The sequence below is a fragment of the Subtercola boreus genome (genome assembly GCF_003399625.1).
Taxonomy (GTDB): domain Bacteria; phylum Actinomycetota; class Actinomycetes; order Actinomycetales; family Microbacteriaceae; genus Subtercola; species Subtercola boreus_C.
Genome location: NZ_NBXA01000026.1, coordinates 75,038 through 94,806 on the forward strand (window position 1 = coordinate 75,038; position 19,769 = coordinate 94,806).

Consider the following 19,769-nt stretch of genomic DNA (forward strand, 5'->3'; position numbering starts at 1 on the left):
TCACCCGCACCGCTACCTCACCCGCACCGACAGGCAGGTCACGCAGCCCTCGAGCTTCTCGTACTCGCTGATGTCGACCGAGACGACACGGTAGCCGAGGTTCTCGATCAGCTGGGCCGACTCGGGAGCCGATGCTGCCATCAGCACCGTGTCGTCGCTGAGCTTCACCACGTGGGCGCCGCCCTCCTCGGGCATGCTCAGGAACCGGTCGAAGATCTGGGGATCATCCACCAGCGGCAGGTAACCGATCACCGTCCCGTCGGGCAACGCCGTGACGGCACTCTTCAGGTGCAGCACCTTCGTGAGCGGCACGGCCACGACCGTGTACCCGAGCGCGGAAACGATGTGACGCAGTTGGTGGATGCCCTCGGCATTCGTTCGACCGCTCCGCCCGACGTAGACGGTCGTTCCGACTTTCAGCACATCGCCGCCGTCGAGCGTTCCGGGCTGGGCGATGTGCGCGACCTTCAGGCCGAGCTCCCGCACGGTCACCTCGACGGCTTCCGTCTCGGCGATGCGGTGCTCGCTGCCGGGGCTGGTGATCACCGCGACGTCGCCGAAGATGATCACGGCGTCTTCGACGAAGACCGAGTCGGCGAGATCGTCGGCCTGGTCGACCTCGATCGTCGTCCAGCCGGCCTTCTCGAGCACGTTGACGTAGGACTCCCACTGTTCGTCGGCCAGCTCGAGGTCGACGGCGCTCTTCTCGATGTGGGTCACATGACCGTCGGCCAGAGTGGCCGCAGGCCTCCGGATGATCGCCACCCGTCGCTCGGAGACAGCACCCCGGGCATCCGGAGCACCGATCACGACACCCTCATAGACCCGCCGGCCCACTGTCACGGAGGCGAGGATGACGGCCAGCACGAACACCAGATTGATGCCGATGAGCGTTCCGACCAGATACGACAGAACATCGCCGTCGAGGCCCTGGCCCGCGACGAGAAGGGGAAGGGCCGTGCCGACAAGGGCACCGAACAGGGCGGCGACCAGCCCGCTGACCAACGCGAGATACCAGCTGCCGAAGCCGCCGACACCCGCGAGGATGGCGAGGAACACGAGCGTGAAGAGCGTCTGGGGCAGGAAGAAGGCGTTCGCGGCGCCGAAGTACTCGGGTTTGAAGCCCTGAACCATGAAGAACGCGAGCAGGACGACGAGATGGGCGACCGCCGCAACGACCACCGCCGTGAGGGCCGAGGCGAGAAGGGGGCGGGCGCCGAACAGCGGCGGGGTGGGGTCCAGAGGCATGCCTCCGACCCTAGCGGCTCCCGCCGCGGCCGGGCATCAGCCGCAATCCAGGCAGGAGCGGCCGTCGAGGCGGGCCCGTCGCGGCGGGCCCGCCTCGACCTACGAGGGCTCAGTGGAAGAAGTGCCGCTCCCCGGTGAAGTACATCGTGACACCCGCATTCTGCGCGGCCTCGATCACCTCGGAGTCGCGAACGGAGCCGCCGGGCTGCACCACGGCGCGCACCCCGGCGTCGAGCAGCACCTGAAGGCCGTCGGCGAAGGGGAAGAACGCATCACTGGCCGCAACGGAGCCGGCCGCGCGCGTGCCCGCGCGGCTCACGGCGAGATGGCAGGAGTCGACCCGGTTGACCTGTCCCATGCCGACGCCGACAGAGGCGCCGTTCTGCGCCAACAGGATCGCGTTGGACTTGACCGACCGGCAGGCCTTCCAGGCGAAGACGAGGTCGCTCAGGGTGTCGGCATCGGCCGGCTCGCCGGAGACGAGCTGCCAGGCGTCGGTGGTGTAGTCGACGAAGCCGTCGGAGGTCTGCATCAGCACACCCCCGCTGATCTGCTTCAGCTCCACGGCGGGCCGCGCGTATTCGGCCGGCAGGCGGAGGATGCGGAGGTTCTTCTTCGTCTGGAGGAGCTTCAGGGCATCCGGTTCGAAATCCGGTGCGACGAGCACCTCAGTGAAGATCTCCTGCACGGTCTCGGCCATGCCGAGCGTCACCGTTCGGTTGGCCGCGATGACCCCGCCGAACGCCGAGACCGGGTCGCACTCGTGCGCGCGGAGGTGTGCAGAAGCGATCGGATCGAGCGCTGTGGACGAGGAGACTGCTATTCCGCAGGGGTTCGCATGCTTGATGATGGCCACAGCCGGCTCGGCGAAATCCCAGGCCGCCCGAACCGCGGCGTCAGCGTCGACGAAGTTGTTGTACGACATCTCTTTGCCGTTCAACTGCTCGGCCTGGGCGATTCCGTGGCCGTGCGGCTCGAGGTAGAGCGCCGCCCGCTGGTGCGAGTTCTCGCCGTAGCGGAGGGTGTGGGCGAGCGAGACGCTCCGCTCGACGAGCTTCGGAAAGCCGCTCTCGGGCAGCGGGGCGGCCGGGTCGAACACGCCATCCGACGGCAGAGCGCTGGCACCGAGCTGCTCAGCGAACCAGGTCGCCACTCCGGTGTCGTAGGCCGCGGTGTGGGCGAAGGCTGTCGCCGCGAGGCGTCGGCGCGTCTCGAGCGAGGTACCACCCGAGGTGAGAGCTTCGACGATCTGCGGGTAGGTGTTGGGCGACACGGCGATGGCCACATTGGCATGGTTCTTGGCCGATGCCCGCACCAGGGCAGGGCCGCCGATGTCGATCTGTTCGATGACATCGTCGGGAGCTGCGCCGCTCGCGACCGTCTCGCTGAAGGGATAGAGGTTCACGACCACCAGCTGGAACGCCTGGATCTCGAGCTCCTGCAGTTGCGCGATGTGCGACTCGAGGCGAAGGTCGGCGAGGATCCCGGCATGCACCGACGGGTGCAGCGTCTTGACCCGGCCGTCGAGCGACTCGGGAAAACCGGTGATCGAGGAGACCTCGGTGACCGCGAACCCCGCCGCAGCGATGGTCTTCGCCGTCGACCCGGTCGAGACGATCTCGACGCCTGCCGCGCTGAGCGCCCCGGCGAATTCGACGAGGCCCGACTTGTCGCTCACCGAGACGAGCGCGCGCCTGATCTCGATCTGGTCGCGGTGGTGGAAATCGGCGGGGTCGTGGCGTGGGCCGCTCATGGTGTCGTGGCACTCCTGTTGGTGTGATGGATGTCGGCCAGACGGATCCGGTCGGTGGCGATGTCGAGCACGGTCTGCACGAGCAGATCGCGTTCGATGGTCTTGATGCGCTCCTGGAGCACGTGCTCGGTGTCACCGGGCAGCACGGGAACGGCGCGCTGCACGAGAGTCGGCCCGGTGTCGACGCCTTCGTCGACGATGTGCACGGTGATACCCGTCTCACGCGCACCGGCGGCCAGGGCATCCCGAACCGCATGGGCACCCGGGAACAGCGGCAACAGTGCGGGGTGCGTATTGATCAGGTTCGGCGACAACGCCGCGACCACCCGCGGGGGCAGGATGCGCATGAACCCCGCGCAGACCACCAGATCGGGCGACCACTGCCGGATCTCGGCCAGCAGCTCGTCACCCCACTCGGCCCGGTTCGCGAAGGCCGACGGCAGCACGGTGAAGCTCGGCACGCCGAAGTGCTCAGCGTGCTCGAGACCCGGCGCCTCGGTGTCGGAGCCAACGGCCACGATACGGGCCGGGAAGTCGGCGTCGGAGGTCGCTTCGAGCAGCGCACGGAGGTTCGAACCCCCGCCGGAGATCAGAACGACAATCGACAGCACTCAGACAGACTAACGCAGCGGCGCGTTGCCCGACGGCGATGCGGGCGGCGCGGAGCTGCCGGCGGTGGTGGTGCCGGTGCGGGCGCCGGTGGCGGTGCCGGTGCGGGCGCCGGCGGTGGTGCCGGTGCGGGCGGTTGTGGTGGCGGTGCCGGCGCCGCGGGTGTCACTGCCGCGGGCGCTGCCGTTCGCCTTTCGACCCGGAAGCTGCACACCGCTCGACAGCAGCCCCACCACGGCCGAGACGCCGAACACGAGGAACGACCAGAGCCAGACCGCGCCGGCATCAGGACCGACCACGGCGAGGCGCCCCGGGCCCGCTGCGCCACCCGACCAGAGGGCGAGCACGGCGAGGATGCTCGCCGCAACGATACCGATTCCGAAACCGGTGCCGATCATCCGTGCCGCCGTGGTACCGGCAGCGGCGCCGGCACCCGCACCCGCAGTGTGAGGCCGCCCGCCAGCGCTCACCGCAGGGGAAGCGAGCCGCGGGCGAAGCGCCACCGCGACCATGAACCCGATCGCGACCGGCAGCACGAGAACGGCGTAGCCGAGCGGTGACGACTGCGGCAGCGCTCCGAACAGCGGGAGCGACGGCAAGAGGCCCACGTCAGTGCCGAGCGGAGAGATGGATGACCCGGCACCCAACGCAAAACCGGGACCGACGAACCAGCTGGCCGCCCACACCACGGCGTTCGGCAGCAGGGCGAGCTGGCCGAGAGTGAGCGCGGCTCCCCCACCGATACCCGATCCGATGGACTCGTAGAGCGAGATGACACTCGAGTAGTGAACCAGCAGCCCCCCGGTCACAGCGAGTGCACCGACGGCGACCATCGCCGCGACCACGATCAGTCCGCCCCGGAGGGCAACGGCCACGAAGGGCCGGGCTGCCGCCGCCATCCGCTCCCACTGCCGCAGGAACCACCCCGCGAGAGGACGCTGCTGCTGGCTGAGGCTCGCCGCAGCGCCGATGACCACACCGAGCCCGTAGACCGCCGGCACGAGGAGCACGGCCTGCCAGAACGACGGCACGGCCCCCGGGGTCTCTGCACTCAGCCAGACCAGCGCACTCAACGCGGAGACCGCGGCGACACCGACGACCAGCCCGAGCACAGGGTGCGGAGAGAAGCCGAGACGGAGCCCGGAACGACGGCCGAGGAAGGCCGTCAGCACGGCGAAGCCGAGTGGGGCGATGCCTACCACGAACGGTGTTGCCGCCCCATCGAGGGCGAGGCGGGCCGCGAGCGCCGGGTCGAGGGCGAGCTGCAGGTCGACACCGTTGCCGAGCATCCAGAGGTCTGCGGATGCTCGCCAGAACACCGTCCAGTCGATGCTGAGGTCGAACTGGGTCGCCCAGAGGATGGTGAGCATGACGAGCGGAATGCCGATGCCGATTGCGACGGCGATCAGCGCATCGAGTGCCGCGAGAAGCGCGGTGGTGGGGCGGTTCATATCAGTGGAACACGATCTTCAGAAGGATGACGACGAGACCGAGCAGGCCCGTCAGGAAGCCCGCCAGGAGCTTCGCGGGCCAGGCACCACCGCGGTCGCCGATGGCGGACCAGCCGAGGGCCCCGAGCAGTATCACGGGGACCAGGAGGGAGAACGAATAGGCGACCTCCTCCTCGAGCAGCCCGATGGCGCCGACGAGGAGCAGTCCGCACGGGATGATGCCGGCGTAGAGCAGCCCGGACGAGAACCCGATGCTGAACTTCACAGCCTCGCGCATGGTGATGCGGTCGCGGCCGTGCTTGCCGTAGTGAGCGATGGCCTCGGCGAAGACGTGGGCCGTCCAGAAGACAAGAAGCGTCGGAACAGTTGTTCGCAGGATCTCGAGGTCGGTCTCACCGTCTTCGGCTGTGCCGATGATCGCGCTCACCAGCAGGGTGCCGTAGATGGCCGGCGGGGTGACGATGCGGTGCCGGATGCTCTCCCACCGTTTCGGCGGGCGTCTCTCCTCAGCGGTGAGGTCGTCGCCGGCGGCGCGGTCGGCGACGGCGCGGTCGTCGGCGGTGCGGCTCGCATCGGCTCCCGCAGTCTCCGGCTCAGTCGTCACGCGTCAGGCTCCCTCCCGTTCGGCTGCTTAAACGTAACGCAACGGATGCCCGCCCGCCCGTCGCGCCTCGCGCGCGCTGTCCGATCCTGGCTCATGAACTCGGACAGAGAGAGGGCCCGCCACCACGAACGGTGACGGGCCCCGGATGCTCGCGTGGCTAGAGTGCCGCGTAGACCTCGCGCAGGAGCGCAGCGGTCTCGCTCGGCGTCTTGCCGACCTTGACACCTGCGGCCTCGAGGGCCAGCTTCTTGCCGTCTGCAGTGCCCGCGCCGGAGGAGACGATCGCGCCGGCGTGGCCCATCGTCTTGCCCTCGGGTGCGGTGAAACCGGCGACATATCCGACGACCGGCTTCGTCACGTGGGCCTTGATGTAGTCCGCCGCACGCTCCTCGGCGTCGCCACCGATCTCGCCGATCATCACGATCGCCTTCGTCTCGGGGTCGGCTTCGAACGCCGCGAGCGCGTCGATGTGCGTCGTACCGATGATGGGGTCGCCGCCGATGCCGATCGCGGTCGAGAAACCGAGATCCCGCAGCTCATACATCATCTGGTAGGTCAGGGTGCCCGACTTCGAGACCAGGCCGATCGGACCCTTCCCGGTGATCGTGGCGGGCGTGATGCCGACCAGCGACTCACCCGGAGTGATGATGCCGGGGCAGTTCGGGCCGATGATGCGGGTCTTGCCACCCTTGGCCTTCGCGGTTGCCCAGAACTCGGCAGAGTCCTGAATCGGGATGCCCTCGGTGATCACGACGACGAGCGGGATCTCGGCCTCGACGGCTTCGAGCACGGCGTCTTTGGCGAACGCCGGCGGGACGAAGACGATCGAGACATCAGCGCCGGTCTCGGCGATGGCCTCGGCGACGGTGCCGAACACGGGCAGCGAGACGCCGCCGTCGTGCTCGACCGTGGTGCCGGCCTTGCGCGCGTTCACGCCGCCGACGATCTTCGTGCCTGCCTTCAGCATGAGGGCGGTGTGCTTGGTGCCCTCACCGCCGGTGATGCCCTGCACGATGACCTTGGAGTCTTTGTTGAGGAAGATCGACATTCTTGTTCTGTTCCCTTTACTTCGAAGCCAGTTCGGCGGCCTTGGCGGCGCCTTCGTCCATGGTGTCTGCGAGCGAGACGAGCGGGTTGGCTGCGTCGCGGAGGATCTGGCGGCCTTCCTCGACCTTGTTGCCGTCCAGACGCACGACGAGAGGCTTCGTGGCGGCACCGCCCAGGATCTCGAGCGCCTTCACAATGCCGTTGGCCACGGCGTCGCACGCGGTGATTCCGCCGAAGACGTTGACGAACACGCTCTTCACCTGCGGGTCGCCGAGGATCACGTCGAGTCCGTTGGCCATCACCTCAGCGGATGCTCCACCACCGATGTCCAGGAAGTTGGCCGGCTTCACGCCCTTGAAGTTCTCGCCCGCGTAGCTGACGACGTCGAGCGTCGACATGACGAGTCCGGCACCGTTTCCGATGACACCGACTTCGCCGTCAAGCTTGACGTAGTTCAGACCGAGCTTCTTGGCCTTCGCCTCGAGGGGGTCTTCGGCATCCTGGTCGACCAGCGCTTCGTGGTTCGGGTGGCGGAAGTCGGCGTTCTCGTCGAGCGAGACCTTGCCGTCGAGGGCCACGATGTCACCTTCCTCGGTGAGCACGAGCGGGTTGACCTCGACGAGCGTCGCATCCTCGCCCTTGTAGACCTCGTAGAGCTTCACGAAGACCGGAGCGACCTTGTCGACGAGGTCGGCCGGGAACTTCGCAGCGATCGCGATCTCGGTGGCCTTGGCCAGGTCGACGCCCTGCAGCGGGTCGACCTCGATGCGGGCGAGAGCCTCGGGGCGCTCCACAGCGAGTTCCTCGATCTCCATTCCGCCCTCGAAGCTCGACAGGCTGAGGTAGGAGCGGTTCGCGCGGTCGAGCAGCACCGAGAAGTAGTACTCGGTCTTGATGCGGGCGCCGCCGGCAACCATCACGCGCTTGACGGTGTGGCCCTTGATGTCGAGACCGAGGATCGCCTTCGCGGCCTCTTCTGCCTCGTCGGGGTTCTTGGCCACCTTGACGCCGCCGGCCTTTCCGCGGCCACCGACCTTCACCTGGGCTTTGACGACGGTGACGCCACCGAGCTTCTCGGCCGCAGCACGAACCTCTTCAGGGGTGTCGGCGATGATTCCCGGAAGGACCGGTACGCCGTAGCTCTCGAAGAGGTCTCTGGCCTGATATTCAAATAGATCCACGCTTGCTCATCCCATCAGCATGCGAAGCTCCCGCCACGCACGCGTTGCCTGGTTTCTGTCGAAAATGATAGCCGGATGCCCTGCTCATGTGTCTTGAGATCGAGACATCTGGACCGTCTCAAAGCCTACCCCTCCACAAGGGCGCGGTTTGGCGAACTGTCCACAGATCCTGTCTCCGCGCCGCGCGGACGGTGCCGGGCGCGGCAGTCTTTGCGGCATGAACCGACTGAAACGACTCATCGCCCTCTCCCTCACCGCGCTCGTGGCGGCCTCGCTCACCCTCACCGGGGTCCTCATCCTCGCCCCTCCGGCGAATGCACTGCCCGTCGTCGGGCACGGCTTCGGCCACACGTGGCGGGTCGACGGCCGCTCCTGGCTCGGTTCGCACCGGCTCGCCGACGGCAATCTCGGTCTCTGCCTGCAGGTGCAGAACGCGCCGCCCGAGGGTACCGACGTGCAGTACCAGCTGGGCAACAGCCAGGGCTGGGTCTCCGCCGACGACGCAGCCCGCCTCGCCTACATCGCCCGCCGGTGGTCGACCGAACCCTACGGTGACGTCGCAGCCGCGGCGCAACTCGCCACCTGGGCCATCACCGGGCTCGGCGCCCACGACGCGGGGTGGTACGCCCAGCGGGCGAATGAAGACGCGGGGGTGGTGCTGGCCCGTGCCGTCCACATGCGGGAGACGATGGATGCTCCGTTCGGAGCGTCCCGCGGCGTGACCGCGAGGCTGACCCTCGCGCTCCCTGATACTTCCGCGGGCTCAGTGCGGAGCGACGTGGTGGTCGACTACCTGAACGGCGGACCGACGCGCCTTCCCTCGGGCACCCGCAACGGCACGCTGACGCTCGCCGGGGCGACCTTCGCTGATGGGTCCACGGTGAAGCAGGTGCGGAACGGCCAGACCCTCCCCCTCACCCCGTCGGCGGGAACCGCGCTGAACGATGTGACCGCCGACGTCGTCTACACAGACCTCGACTACGGTGATGCGTTCTACGTCGCGAAGGCACCTGCGGGTGTGCAGAGCCTCCTGGTGCCGCCGCCCGGCGGCCTCTCGGCCCGGGCGCACGCCCATGGGGGCGAGATCTCACCGCTGCCGTTCGCCCCGGCGGTGCAGACAGAGACCAGTTCGACCGAGACCGTGGTCGGAGCGCACCTGTTCGACTCACTGGAGCTCGGGCTTGCGAAGCTGCCCAAGCTCGCCGCCGACACGGCACTGCCCACCGATGCAACGCCGCCGACCGACGAATCCCTCCTGCCGACCACTCTCTCTGAGTGGGGTGTCTACCGCGATGAGGAGGGCGCACTCCAACCGGTGCCCGTCACCGTGCGAAGCACACTGTGGGGGCCGTTCCGTGCGCAGCCGGCGTTGCAGGCTGCCGCACCCCCGGGCGCGAAAGCCGTCTGCACGGTCGCCGTGCTTGCCGACAACGGCCCGGGCAGCTACCGCACGCCGGACTGCGTTCTGCCTGCTGAGGGTTTCTACGTCTGGACAGAGACGATCGACCCAGCGGACACTCCCGTATCGAAGGGCGGCGGCCGCATCCGGCCCTGGTCGTCACCCTTCGGAGCTGCCACGGAGGTGACTCTCGCCGTCACGCCGCCTCCGCCGCCGGTCATCACGGAGACTCCCCCTCCGGCACCTCCCCTGCCGCCGGTCGCCCCGACCCCGTCTGGCACGACGCCGCCGACCGGGACCCCCGGGCCGTCCCACCCGGAGACAACACCTGCAGCCCCCGGCAGTGGCCGGGACGCGGACGCGACGCTCGCATCCACCGGACGGCAGGCTGAGGCGGTGGCCCCGTGGCTCGTCGGCGGGCTTGCCATCGTGGTCCTCGGCGTGGCGGCTGTCGGAATGCTCGCGCTCCAGAGCGCTCGCAGGCGTCGCCCCTAGGCTTCAACCATGAAGGCCGACACCGAGCGTCTGTTCACCGACATCGCCGCGGAGGCTCTGCTGCTCGCCGGCGGCGGGCGGGCGATCCTCCTGCAGATCGCGAACCCCGCGGTCGGCTACGGTGTCGCCGCGCACAGCGACTTTGCGAATCGGCCCCTCGAGCGGCTGGCGAACACGGTGACATATGCGTACGCCACCGTGTTCGCCAGACCCGACGAGCTGGCCGCGGTGGTGTCCCGCGTGAACCACGCTCACGCACCGGTGGTCAGCCGCCCCGCCGAGAGGGACGAGCTCGGCAAGCTGCTGGCGACGCATGTTCGCGACGCCAGCGAGGCCGTCGGGGGCGTAGAGGCTTTCGAGGTCGTCGAAGGCGTGGGTGCTGACGCTGGCGGCGGCGAGCGGCCCGGCGGCGCCTACAACGCCTTCGACCATCGGGCGCAGCTGTGGGTGGCCGCCACGCTCTACCAGACCGCGCTCACCGTCTACGAGAAGGTCTTCGGCCGGCTCGCGGAATCAGATGCCGAGTACGTGTACCAGCGGTACGGAGTGCTCGGATCCGCTCTCCAGATGCCGGCGCAGCTGTGGCCCGCCGACCTGGCGGCCTTCAGATCCTATTGGGCGGCGGCGGTGGACGGACTCGAGGTCACCGACCCCGCGCGCCGCGTGGCACACGACCTCCTGCACCCGCACACGGCGCCAATGTGGCTGAAGGGACTGATGCCCGTCGTCAGACTCGTGACGTGCGGCTTGCTCGGTGACGACCTTCGACGCGCCTTCGTGCTGCCGTGGAGTGCCCGCTCCCAACGCCTGTTCGATCAGCTCTTCACCGTCGGAGCGGTCGTCTACCCGCGCCTGCCGCGATGGATCCGGCACCTGCCGCGCGATCGCTACCTGCGCGCACTCCGCGCCTCCCTCTGACGACGGCACACCGAGCGCTCAAGCACTGCCAGCGTGCCGAGCGCGCCAGCGGAACGCCCGCAACACCCACGCTGCGCGGACACCCGCGGCATCACTGCCGACCGGTTAGAGCTTCTCGATCGGCGCGATCTTGATCAGGAGCTTCTTGGCCCCGGCGGAGTCGAACTGTACATGCGCCACTCGCTTCGTGCCACTGCCGGTGACAGCAGTGACCCGCCCTTCGCCGAAGTCGACGTGGCGGATGCGGTCGCCCTCCTGCAGTTCGAGGTCGCCGTTGTCGCGAACCTGCGCCGTCACGCGGTTCGGCCACTCGGCCTTGGGGCGCGATGCGGCTGCATCGGCGTCCCGGAACGACAGCGAGTCGCTCGCCCGCACCGCGCTCCGACCGTTGAAGCCGCCGCCCGGGCGCGAGGCGTTGAGAGCGCGCGGCTGCGTTCCACCGCGCGAGGTCGCCATGCCTGGCGACTGCCGCCAGTCGATGAGTTCAGCCGGAATCTCCTGCAGGTACCGGCTCGGCATCGCGACAGCGGTCTCACCGAACTGGGCCCGCGTCATCGCCAGCGACAGGTACAGGCGCTTGCGGGCACGTGTGATGCCGACGTAGAACAGCCTCCGCTCCTCCGCCGGGCCCCCGGGTTCTGTCGCCGCCATGCGGTGCGGCAGCAGATCCTCTTCGACACCGGTCAGGAAGACCGCCTCATACTCCAGCCCCTTCGCCGTGTGCAGGGTCATTAGCGAGACCGTTCCGCTCGAGTCGTCGAGCTCGTCGGCCGCCGCCACGAGCGACACCTCGGTGAGGAAGTCGACGAGACTGCCGCCGGGATTGTTCTTCTGGAACTCCTTCGTCACCGCAACGAGCTCCTCGACGTTCTCGGCCCGCGCCTCGTCCTGCGGATCGCGCCCTGCGCGAAGAGCCGTCACGTAACCGCTCCGATCGAGCAGCATGGTGAGCACCTCGGCGACCGAGACGACGGTGCCGACAGAACCGTCGTCGTCGGGCTGCTCGGGATCGAGTATTCCTGTCGCCTCGTCGAGCATCGTCGCGAGGTCGACGATCGCGGCGGTGACCTTCGGGCCGAGGCCCAGCTCGCGTGCACGGCGCATCGCCTCGCGATAGGTGACCTCGTTGGTCTCGGCGAACACGGCGAGGGCCGTCTCCGTTGCCGGTCCGATTCCGCGCTTGGGGGTGTTCAGGATACGTCGGAGAGCCATCGCGTCGAACGGATTCGCCACCGCGATGAGGTAGGCCAGAACATCCTTGATCTCGGCCCGCTCGTAGAATCGCGTGCCGCCGAGCACCCGGTAGGGCACAGCAGACCGGATGAGGATCTCCTCCAGCGCACGGGTCTGGGCGTTGGTGCGATAGAAGACGGCCACATCCTTGTAGGGAGTGCCCTGCTCGTGCAGCTTCGTCACCTCGTCGGCAACGAACTGAGCCTCGTCGTGCCCGCTGTAGCCCGTGAAACCGACGATCTTCTCGCCGTCGCCCACGTCGGTCCAGAGCTTCTTGTCCTTGCGGTCGAAGTTGTTCGAGATGACCGCGTTCGCCGCGGTGAGGATGTTCTGGGTCGAGCGGTAGTTCTGCTCCAGCAGGATGACCTTGGCGCCGGCGAAGTCGCGCTCGAACTCCACGATGTTACGGATGTCGGCACCCCGGAAGGCGTAGATCGACTGGTCGGAGTCGCCGACCACCGTCAACGAGGCGCCCGGGAGGGATGCCGTGCGCTGGTCGAAGCCGGGCTCCTCCTCAACCGGCAGGGTCAGCTCGCGGATGAGCGCGTACTGGGCGTGGTTCGTGTCCTGGTATTCGTCGACCAGGATGTGCCGGAACCGCCGCCGGTACGTGGCCGCAACGTGCGGGAACGCACGGAAGAGATAGACCGTCTGCCCGATCAGGTCGTCGAAGTCGAAGGCGTTCGCTGCACTGAGGCTCCGGGTGTAGTGCCGGAAGATCTCGACGAAGAGCCGCTCCTGCGGGTCGTCGAAGTTCGCGCCGCGTGCGTAACTGTCGGCGTCGGCCAGCTCGTTCTTCAGCTTCGAGATCTTTCCGGCGACGCCCGACACGGTGAAGCCGAAGGTGTCGGCCTGCAGTTCCTTGATGATGCGCTTGATGAGCGTACGCGAGTCGTGCGAGTCGTAGATCGTGAAGGCCTTCGTGAATCCGAAGTTCTCGGCCTCGCGGCGGAGGATGCGCACGCAGGCCGAGTGGAACGTCGAGATCCACATGCCGTCGGCCGCCTGGCCGAGCAGGGCTCCGACGCGTTCGCGCATCTCGGCCGCAGCCTTGTTTGTGAACGTGATGGCCAGGATCTGGCTCGGCCACGCCTCCCGGCTGTCGATCAGGCTCGCGATGCGGCGCGTCAGCACGCTCGTCTTGCCCGAACCGGCACCGGCAACGATGAGAAGGGACGGGCCACGGTATTCGACGGCCTCCTTCTGCGGCGGGTTCAACCCGTCGAGGAGAGCGTCATTGAAGGAGGTACCCGATGCCGGGCCGCCCGATCCTGAGCCGCCCGATGCCGGGCCTGCCCCGCCGATCGCGCGGGATCGTGCGTCGTCGACGATCAGCGGCACGGACGAGGCGTCGGTCGGGGAGGAAGTGGGTGTCATGACAGTCCAAGTTTAGGCGACGCCACCGACACCGCACCTGAGGCGTTCCGGCTGCTCGCTGCAAGCTCGTCCGAAGCGAACATCCAGCAAATCCGCGGCCCACACCGATAGATTGGTGCACAGCATCCACACGACACGAGGAAATCATGGCATCGGCTTCGAGTAATCCCGCGTTCTCCCGTCTCCCGGTCTTCAACGGCAAGGGCCTGGAGAAAGATCCCACCTCGAAGGTGGCGACTCCCAGTGCCGACGGACTGCAGCAGATGTTCGACGGCCCGACGGCGACGGCATCCGACACCAACCGGATGAGCTACGACGACGTCATCGTCAAGACGGGCGCGAGCTTCGTCGTGCTGCTCGCCTTCGCCGTCGTCGGATGGCAGTTCCCGGCGCTCGCATTCCCCGCTGGGCTGGTCGGCTTCGCCCTGGCGCTCGTGAACATCTTCAAGAAGAAGCCCTCTCCTCCCCTGGTGCTCGCGTACGCCGCCGCCCAGGGCCTCTTCATCGGCGCGATCTCCGGGGTGTTCGAGACCCTCTACCCGGGTGTCGTCGTGCAGGCTGTCATCGCCACTGTCTGCGTCTTCGCTGTGACGCTCGCCCTGTTCGCGAGCGGAAAGATCCGTGCCTCGAAGCGTGCCACCAAGATCTTCCTCATCGCGATCGTCGGCTACGTGGTGTTCTCGGCCGTGAACCTGATTCTGATGGCCACGGGCCTCCAGAGCACTGGATTCGGTCTCAACAGCACCGTGCACATCCTCGGAATCCCGCTCGGCCTCATCATCGGAGTGGTCGTGACGCTCCTTGCGGCGTACTCCCTCGTGCTCGATTTCGACGACATCAAGCGCGGTGTGGTCGCGGGCGCCCCTCGCATCTACGGCTGGTCGGCTGCGTTCGGCCTGGTCGTCACCGTCGTGTGGCTCTACCTCACGTTGCTCCGCACGTTCGCGATCGCCCGCAACTGACGCCGCCAACGCTGCCGCTTCGTGCTGGCAGCGCACCCCGGTTCTTCGAAGGGCGGGTCCGTCACAGACGGGCCCGCCCTTCGTTGTTCCCAGACCTCGCTACTCCGAAGTGGTCGCACCGGCGAACTGCGCGTTGTAGAGGTTCGCGTAGGCGCCGCCCGCGGCCAGCAGGGTGTCGTGGGTGCCCTGTTCCACGATGCGCCCCGACTCCATGACCAGGATCAGGTCGGCGTCTCGGATGGTCGACAGCCGGTGAGCGATCACAAAACTCGTGCGCTCCGCCCGCAACGCCGACATCGCGCGCTGCACCAACACCTCTGTGCGCGTGTCGACCGATGAGGTCGCCTCGTCGAGGATCAACACCGACGGAGCAGCGAGGAACGCCCGCGCGATCGTGATCAGCTGTTTCTCACCGGCGCTCACGTTGTCGGCCTCGTCGTTGAGCACAGTGTCGTACCCGTCGGGCAGCGAGTGCACGAACCGGTCCACGTAGGTGGCCTGCGCCGCCGCGAGGATCTCCTCCTCTGTGGCCTCCGGCCGACCGTAGGCGATGTTGTCGCGGATCGTGCCACCGAACAGCCACGTGTCCTGCAGCACCATCCCGGTGCGGCCGCGGAGGTCATCCCGGGTCATCGAGGCGATGTCGGTGCCGTCGAGGGTGATCCGGCCGGAGTCGAGCTCGTAGAACCTCATGATGAGGTTCACCAGAGTGGTCTTGCCGGCGCCGGTCGGCCCGACGATCGCCACCGTCTGCCCCGGCAGTGCGACCAGCGACAGGTTCTCGATCAGGGGGACGTCGGGCAGGTAGCGGAACGAGACATCGTCGAACACGAGCCGGCCAGCCGTCGCGCCCGGGGTCGCGGCGGGAACCGGATCCGGTGTCTGATCCTCGGCATCGAGCAGTTCGAAAACCCGCTCGGCCGACGCGACGCCCGACTGCAGCACGTTGGCCATCGAGCCGAGCTGGGTGAGCGGCTGGGTGAACTGCCGGGCGTACTGGATGAACGCCTGCACATCCCCGAGGCTCAGAGACCCGCTCGCCACCATCAGCCCGCCGACCACCGCGATCGCGACGTAGACGAGGTTCCCCACGAACATCATGGCCGGCATGATGATGCCCGAGATGAACTGCGCCCCGAAGCTCGCGCGGTAGAGCTCCTCGTTCTTCTGGCGGAACACCTCGTTGATCTCTCGGTGACGGCCGAACACCTTCACCAGAGCGTGGCCGCTGTAGCTCTCCTCGATCCGTGCATTCAGCGTGCCCGTGTGCTTCCACTGGGCCACGAATAGCTTCTGCGAGCGCTTCGCCACGACGGCGGTGATCAGCAGGGTGAGCGGGATCGTGACCAGCGCTATGAGCGCGAGCAGCGGCGAGATCACGAACATCATGGTGATGACGCCGATCACGGTGAGAAGCGACGTCATGATCTGGGAGAGCGACTGCTGCAGGCTCTGTGAGACGTTGTCGATGTCGTTCGTCACCCGACTGAGCAGTTCGCCCCGGGGCATCCTGTCGAAGTAGCCGAGCGGGAGACGGTTGATCTTGTCCTCTGTCTCGGCGCGCAGCCGGAACACGGTGCGCTGTACGACCCCGTTCAGCAGGTACGACTGTGCCCAGCTGAACACCGAAGAGAACACGTAGATCGCCAACACCATCATCAGCACCATGCCGAGCTGGGGGAAGTCGATGCCCGACCCGGGCGTCAACGTCACGCCGCCGAGCAGGTCGGCCTGCGCGTTGTTGCCGGCCGCCCGCAGCCCCGCGATGACCTCGGCCTGCGTCTGGCCCGCCGGAACCTGCTTCGACAGGATGCCCGCGAAGATCAGGTTCGTCGCCGTGCCGAGCAACTTGGGGCCGAGCACGGAGAGTGTCACACTGACCACAGCCAGCAGCGCAACGACGGCGATGAGCATCCGTTCGGGGCGGAGCCTGCCGACCAGGCGCTTCGCGGAGGGGCCGAACGACTTCGATTTCTCGGCGGGCATCCCCGCACCGCCGAACGGACCGCCACCGCCCGGGCCGCGACGAACGGGTGGGCGGGGCGTCGCAGCAGTGTCGTCGTCAGGGGCAGCTGTGCCGACTCCCGGACCCTTCTTCGCGTCGCTCATGCTGCCTCCTCCGCTGTCAGCTGCGACTGCACGATCTCCCGGTAGGTCTCAGACATCTCGAGCAGCTCCACGTGCGTGCCCCGGTCGACGATCCTGCCGTCTTCGAGCACAAGGATCTGGTCGGCGTCGATGATGGTCGACACCCGCTGGGCGACGATGATCATCGTGGCCCCCGCAACGTCACGTCGGAGGGCCGCCCGCAACCGGGCATCCGTCGCCAGGTCGAGCGCAGAGAACGAGTCGTCGAACACGTAGATCTCGGGCCTCTTCACCAGGGCCCGCGCGATGGCGAGCCGCTGGCGCTGCCCGCCGGACACATTGGTGCCGCCCTGCGCGATGGCCGATTCGAGACCGAGCTCCATCTCGGCGACGAACCCCCGCGCCTGCGCCGTCTCCAGTGCCGCCCAGAGCTGCTCGTCGCTGGCGTCGGGCCGGCCGTAGCGCAGATTCGACGCGACGGTGCCCGAGAACAGGTAGGGCTTCTGCGGCACCAGGCCGATCCGCCCCCAGAGCAGGTCGGGGTCGAGGTCCCGCACGTCGACTCCATCGACGCGCACCGAACCTGACGACGCATCGAACAGCCGTGGCAGCAGGTTCACCAGGGTGGTCTTGCCCGACCCCGTGCTTCCGATGATCGCGGTGGTCTGCCCCGGGGCCGCCACGAACGTCAGGTTGCTGAGCACCGGCTCCTCGGCCTTCGGATAGGCGAAGCTCACGCCGTCGAGTTCGACCAGGCCGTGTTCGGCGACGGAGAGAACGGGCGACGCCGGCAGTACCACCGACGACGGTGTCTGCAGTACTTCGGTGATGCGGTCGGCGCAGACGGATGCCCGAGGGATCAGGATAGCCATGAACGTCGCCATCATCACGGCCATCAGGATCTGGATGAGGTAGGTGAGGAAGGCCGTGAGCGTGCCGATCTGCATGGACCCCTCGTCGATCCGGAACGCCCCGAACCACAGCACCGCGACGCTCGACACGTTCATCACGAGGAGAACGAGCGGGAACATCAGCGCGAACAGCCGACCGGCCCGGAGTGCGGTGTCGGTGACATCCCGGTTCGCCACCGCGAAGCGTTCGGTCTCGATGCCCTCACGAACGAACGCCCGCACGACACGGATGCCCGTCAACTGCTCTCGCAAGACCCCGTTCACCCGGTCGATGCGCTGCTGCATGAGCCGGAAGAGCGGCACCATCCGGACGATGATGAGCGACAGGGCGACCAGGAGCACGGGCACGGCGACCCCGATGATGCCCGACAGTGGCACATCGAGCGACAGCGCCATGATCACCCCGCCGATCGCGAGGATGGGCGCCGACACGAGCAGGGTGCAGGTCAGCAGCACGAGCATCTGCACCTGCTGCACGTCGTTCGTGGTGCGGGTGATGAGCGACGGCGCACCGAACTGCGAGACTTCGCGCTCGGAGAAGTCGCCGACGTGGGTGAACACCGCCTGCCGGAGGTCGCGGCCGAGTCGCATCGCGAGCTTCGCACCGAAGTAGACGGCCACAATGGAGCAGACCACCTGGACCAGCGTGATCGCGAGCATGACACCACCGATGGCGAGGATGTACCCCGTGTCGCCCGTGGCGACCCCGAAGTCGATGATGTCGGCATTCAGCGTGGGCAGGTAGAGCGATGCTATCGCCTGCGCGAGCTGGAACACCACGACACCCACGATCAACCGCCAGTGCGGTCTCACGAAGGCACCGATGAGCCGGATGAGTTTCATGCGATCACTCTAAACCCGGCCCCCGACGTCGGGGTGAGCTTAGCTCACTCCCACTCGATGGTTCCCGGTGGCTTCGACGTGACGTCGAGCACGACCCGGTTGACTCCGGCCACCTCGTTCGTGATGCGGTTCGAGATGCGAGCCAGCAGATCGTACGGCAAGCGAGTCCAGTCTGCTGTCATCGCGTCTTCCGACGAGACCGGACGCAGCACGATCGGATGTCCGTAGGTTCGCCCGTCGCCCTGCACCCCGACGGAGCGCACATCGGCGAGAAGCACCACAGGGCACTGCCAGATCTCGTCGTCGAGGCCGGCGGCCGTCAGTTCGGCGCGAACAATGGAATCGGCCGCGCGCAGCAACTCGAGGCGCTCGAACGTGACCTCACCCACGATCCGGATACCGAGCCCGGGGCCGGGGAACGGCTGGCGACCCACGATGACCTCGGGCAGGCCCAGCTGTCGACCGACGGCCCGCACCTCGTCTTTGAACAGCGCCCGAAGCGGCTCGACGAGCGCGAACTGCAGGTCTTCGGGCAGCCCGCCCACGTTGTGGTGGCTCTTGATGTTCGCCGTTCCGGTGCCGCCGCCGGACTCCACCACATCCGGGTAGAGCGTGCCCTGAACGAGGAACTTGATCGGCTCGCCCGACGAGTCGGCCGCCGCTTCGAGCACGAGCGCCTCTGCGGCGCCCTCGAAGCTCCGGATGAACTCCCGACCGATGATCTTGCGCTTCTGCTCGGGGTCGGTGACCCCGGCGAGAGCGTCGAGGAACTGCTGCTGGGCATCCACCGTCACGAGGCGCACGCCCGTCGAGGCGACGTAGTCCACCTCGACCTGCCGGCGCTCGTCGGCGCGGAGCAGGCCGTGGTCGACGAACACGCAGGTGAGCTGGTCGCCAACCGCTTCGTGCACGAGAGCTGCGGCGACCGCCGAGTCGACCCCGCCGCTCAGCCCGCAGATGACCTTGCCGGTTCCGACCTGCTCGCGGATCAGCGCGACCTGGTCGGCGATGACGTTGCCGCTGTTCCAGTCGGCCGGGATGCCCGCTGCCGTGTGCAGGAAGTTCTCGAGCACATCCTGCCCGAACGCCGAGTGCTTGACCTCGGGGTGCCACTGCACACCGTAGAGGCGCGACGTGTCGTTCGCGAACGCTGCGACGGGCGTGGATGCACTGCTCGCGACGACCGTGAAACCCTCGGGTGCCTTGGAGACCTGGTCGCCGTGGCTCATCCACACCGTCTGGTCGACGGGCTGGCCGTCGAGCAGCACGCCGCCGTCGCCCGTGACCTGCATGTCGGTGGCGCCGTACTCGCGGAGCCCGCTGTGCGCGACCTCGCCGCCGAGCGCCTGCGCCATGACCTGGAACCCGTAGCAGATGCCGAGCACCGGCACTCCGAGGTCGAAGATGGCCGGGTCGAGGCCCGGCGCTCCCTCTTCGTAGACGCTTGACGGGCCACCGCTCAACACGATGCCCACAGGCGACTTGGCTGCCACCTCTGCAGCGGTGATGTTGTGCGGCACGATCTCGGAGTAGACGCTCGCCTCGCGCACGCGCCGGGCGATCAGTTGGGCGTACTGGGCCCCGAAGTCGACGACGAGCACCGGGCGGGAGCGGCTGGCCTCGGCGGCCTCGACTCCGTCTGCGACAGTG

Annotated in this window: 14 protein-coding genes; 3 read left to right on the forward strand and 11 right to left on the reverse strand. The window is 67.8% G+C overall.

Features of this window, described 5'->3' with window-relative positions; all coding sequences use genetic code 11:
• Positions 1 to 12 precede the first annotated feature (12 nt).
• The 7 genes from ddaH to sucC form a co-directional block, all read right to left on the reverse strand.
• Positions 13 to 1,248: a dimethylargininase gene (gene ddaH, locus B7R21_RS20900; RefSeq protein WP_116283830.1), complete on the reverse strand. Its 1,236-nt coding sequence runs from the start codon at positions 1,246 to 1,248 to the stop codon at positions 13 to 15.
• Between the two features lie 109 nt (positions 1,249 to 1,357).
• Complete coding sequence (gene purH / locus B7R21_RS13790) at positions 1,358 to 3,001, reverse strand: bifunctional phosphoribosylaminoimidazolecarboxamide formyltransferase/IMP cyclohydrolase (RefSeq protein WP_116283831.1); 1,644 nt, start codon at positions 2,999 to 3,001, stop codon at positions 1,358 to 1,360.
• A complete protein-coding gene (gene purN / locus B7R21_RS13795) occupies positions 2,998 to 3,612 on the reverse strand; it encodes a phosphoribosylglycinamide formyltransferase (RefSeq protein ID WP_116283832.1) in 615 nt (204 codons plus the stop codon). The genes purH and purN overlap by 4 nt, the downstream gene beginning before the upstream one ends.
• 9 nt (positions 3,613 to 3,621) lie before the next feature.
• The gene (locus B7R21_RS13800) at positions 3,622 to 5,061 is read right to left on the reverse strand and encodes a cell division protein PerM (protein WP_216364243.1); all 1,440 of its coding nucleotides are present in this window, start codon (positions 5,059 to 5,061) and stop codon (positions 3,622 to 3,624) included.
• 1 nt (position 5,062) lies between these two features.
• The gene (locus tag B7R21_RS13805; protein WP_116283833.1) at positions 5,063 to 5,665 is read right to left on the reverse strand and encodes a hypothetical protein; all 603 of its coding nucleotides are present in this window, start codon (positions 5,663 to 5,665) and stop codon (positions 5,063 to 5,065) included.
• Positions 5,666 to 5,822: 157 nt separating this feature from the next.
• The gene (sucD, locus tag B7R21_RS13810) at positions 5,823 to 6,713 is read right to left on the reverse strand and encodes a succinate--CoA ligase subunit alpha (protein WP_116283834.1); all 891 of its coding nucleotides are present in this window, start codon (positions 6,711 to 6,713) and stop codon (positions 5,823 to 5,825) included.
• Between the two features lie 16 nt (positions 6,714 to 6,729).
• On the reverse strand, positions 6,730 to 7,893 hold the full coding sequence (gene sucC, locus B7R21_RS13815) for an ADP-forming succinate--CoA ligase subunit beta (protein ID WP_116283835.1): 1,164 nt from the start codon (positions 7,891 to 7,893) through the stop codon (positions 6,730 to 6,732).
• Between the two features lie 217 nt (positions 7,894 to 8,110).
• Between sucC and B7R21_RS13820 the strand changes: the two genes are divergently transcribed.
• The gene (locus tag B7R21_RS13820) at positions 8,111 to 9,787 is read left to right on the forward strand and encodes a hypothetical protein (protein ID WP_116283836.1); all 1,677 of its coding nucleotides are present in this window, start codon (positions 8,111 to 8,113) and stop codon (positions 9,785 to 9,787) included.
• 9 nt (positions 9,788 to 9,796) lie between these two features.
• The gene (locus B7R21_RS13825) at positions 9,797 to 10,705 is read left to right on the forward strand and encodes an oxygenase MpaB family protein (protein WP_116283837.1); all 909 of its coding nucleotides are present in this window, start codon (positions 9,797 to 9,799) and stop codon (positions 10,703 to 10,705) included.
• A 105-nt stretch (positions 10,706 to 10,810) separates the two neighbouring features.
• On the opposite strand, the gene B7R21_RS13830 is transcribed toward B7R21_RS13825, so the two are convergent.
• Entirely contained in the window at positions 10,811 to 13,315 is a 2,505-nt protein-coding gene (locus tag B7R21_RS13830) for an ATP-dependent helicase (protein WP_116283838.1), read from the reverse strand.
• A 146-nt stretch (positions 13,316 to 13,461) separates the two neighbouring features.
• Here B7R21_RS13830 and B7R21_RS13835 point away from each other — a divergent pair, with 146 nt between their 5' ends.
• The gene (locus B7R21_RS13835) at positions 13,462 to 14,277 is read left to right on the forward strand and encodes a Bax inhibitor-1/YccA family protein (RefSeq protein WP_116283839.1); all 816 of its coding nucleotides are present in this window, start codon (positions 13,462 to 13,464) and stop codon (positions 14,275 to 14,277) included.
• 99 nt (positions 14,278 to 14,376) lie between these two features.
• On the opposite strand, the gene B7R21_RS13840 is transcribed toward B7R21_RS13835, so the two are convergent.
• From B7R21_RS13840 to guaA, 3 genes are read right to left on the reverse strand one after another with little or no spacing between them, the layout of a single operon-like run.
• On the reverse strand, positions 14,377 to 16,386 hold the full coding sequence (locus B7R21_RS13840) for an ABC transporter ATP-binding protein (protein ID WP_116283840.1): 2,010 nt from the start codon (positions 16,384 to 16,386) through the stop codon (positions 14,377 to 14,379).
• On the reverse strand, positions 16,383 to 18,119 hold the full coding sequence (locus B7R21_RS13845) for an ABC transporter ATP-binding protein (RefSeq protein WP_116283841.1): 1,737 nt from the start codon (positions 18,117 to 18,119) through the stop codon (positions 16,383 to 16,385). The genes B7R21_RS13840 and B7R21_RS13845 overlap by 4 nt, the downstream gene beginning before the upstream one ends.
• Before the next feature lie 44 nt (positions 18,120 to 18,163).
• Positions 18,164 to 19,720 carry a glutamine-hydrolyzing GMP synthase gene (gene guaA / locus B7R21_RS13850; RefSeq protein WP_172592184.1) on the reverse strand — a complete coding sequence of 519 codons (1,557 nt, stop codon included), beginning with the start codon at positions 19,718 to 19,720 and terminating at the stop codon, positions 18,164 to 18,166.
• Between the last annotated feature and the right edge of the window lie 49 nt (positions 19,721 to 19,769).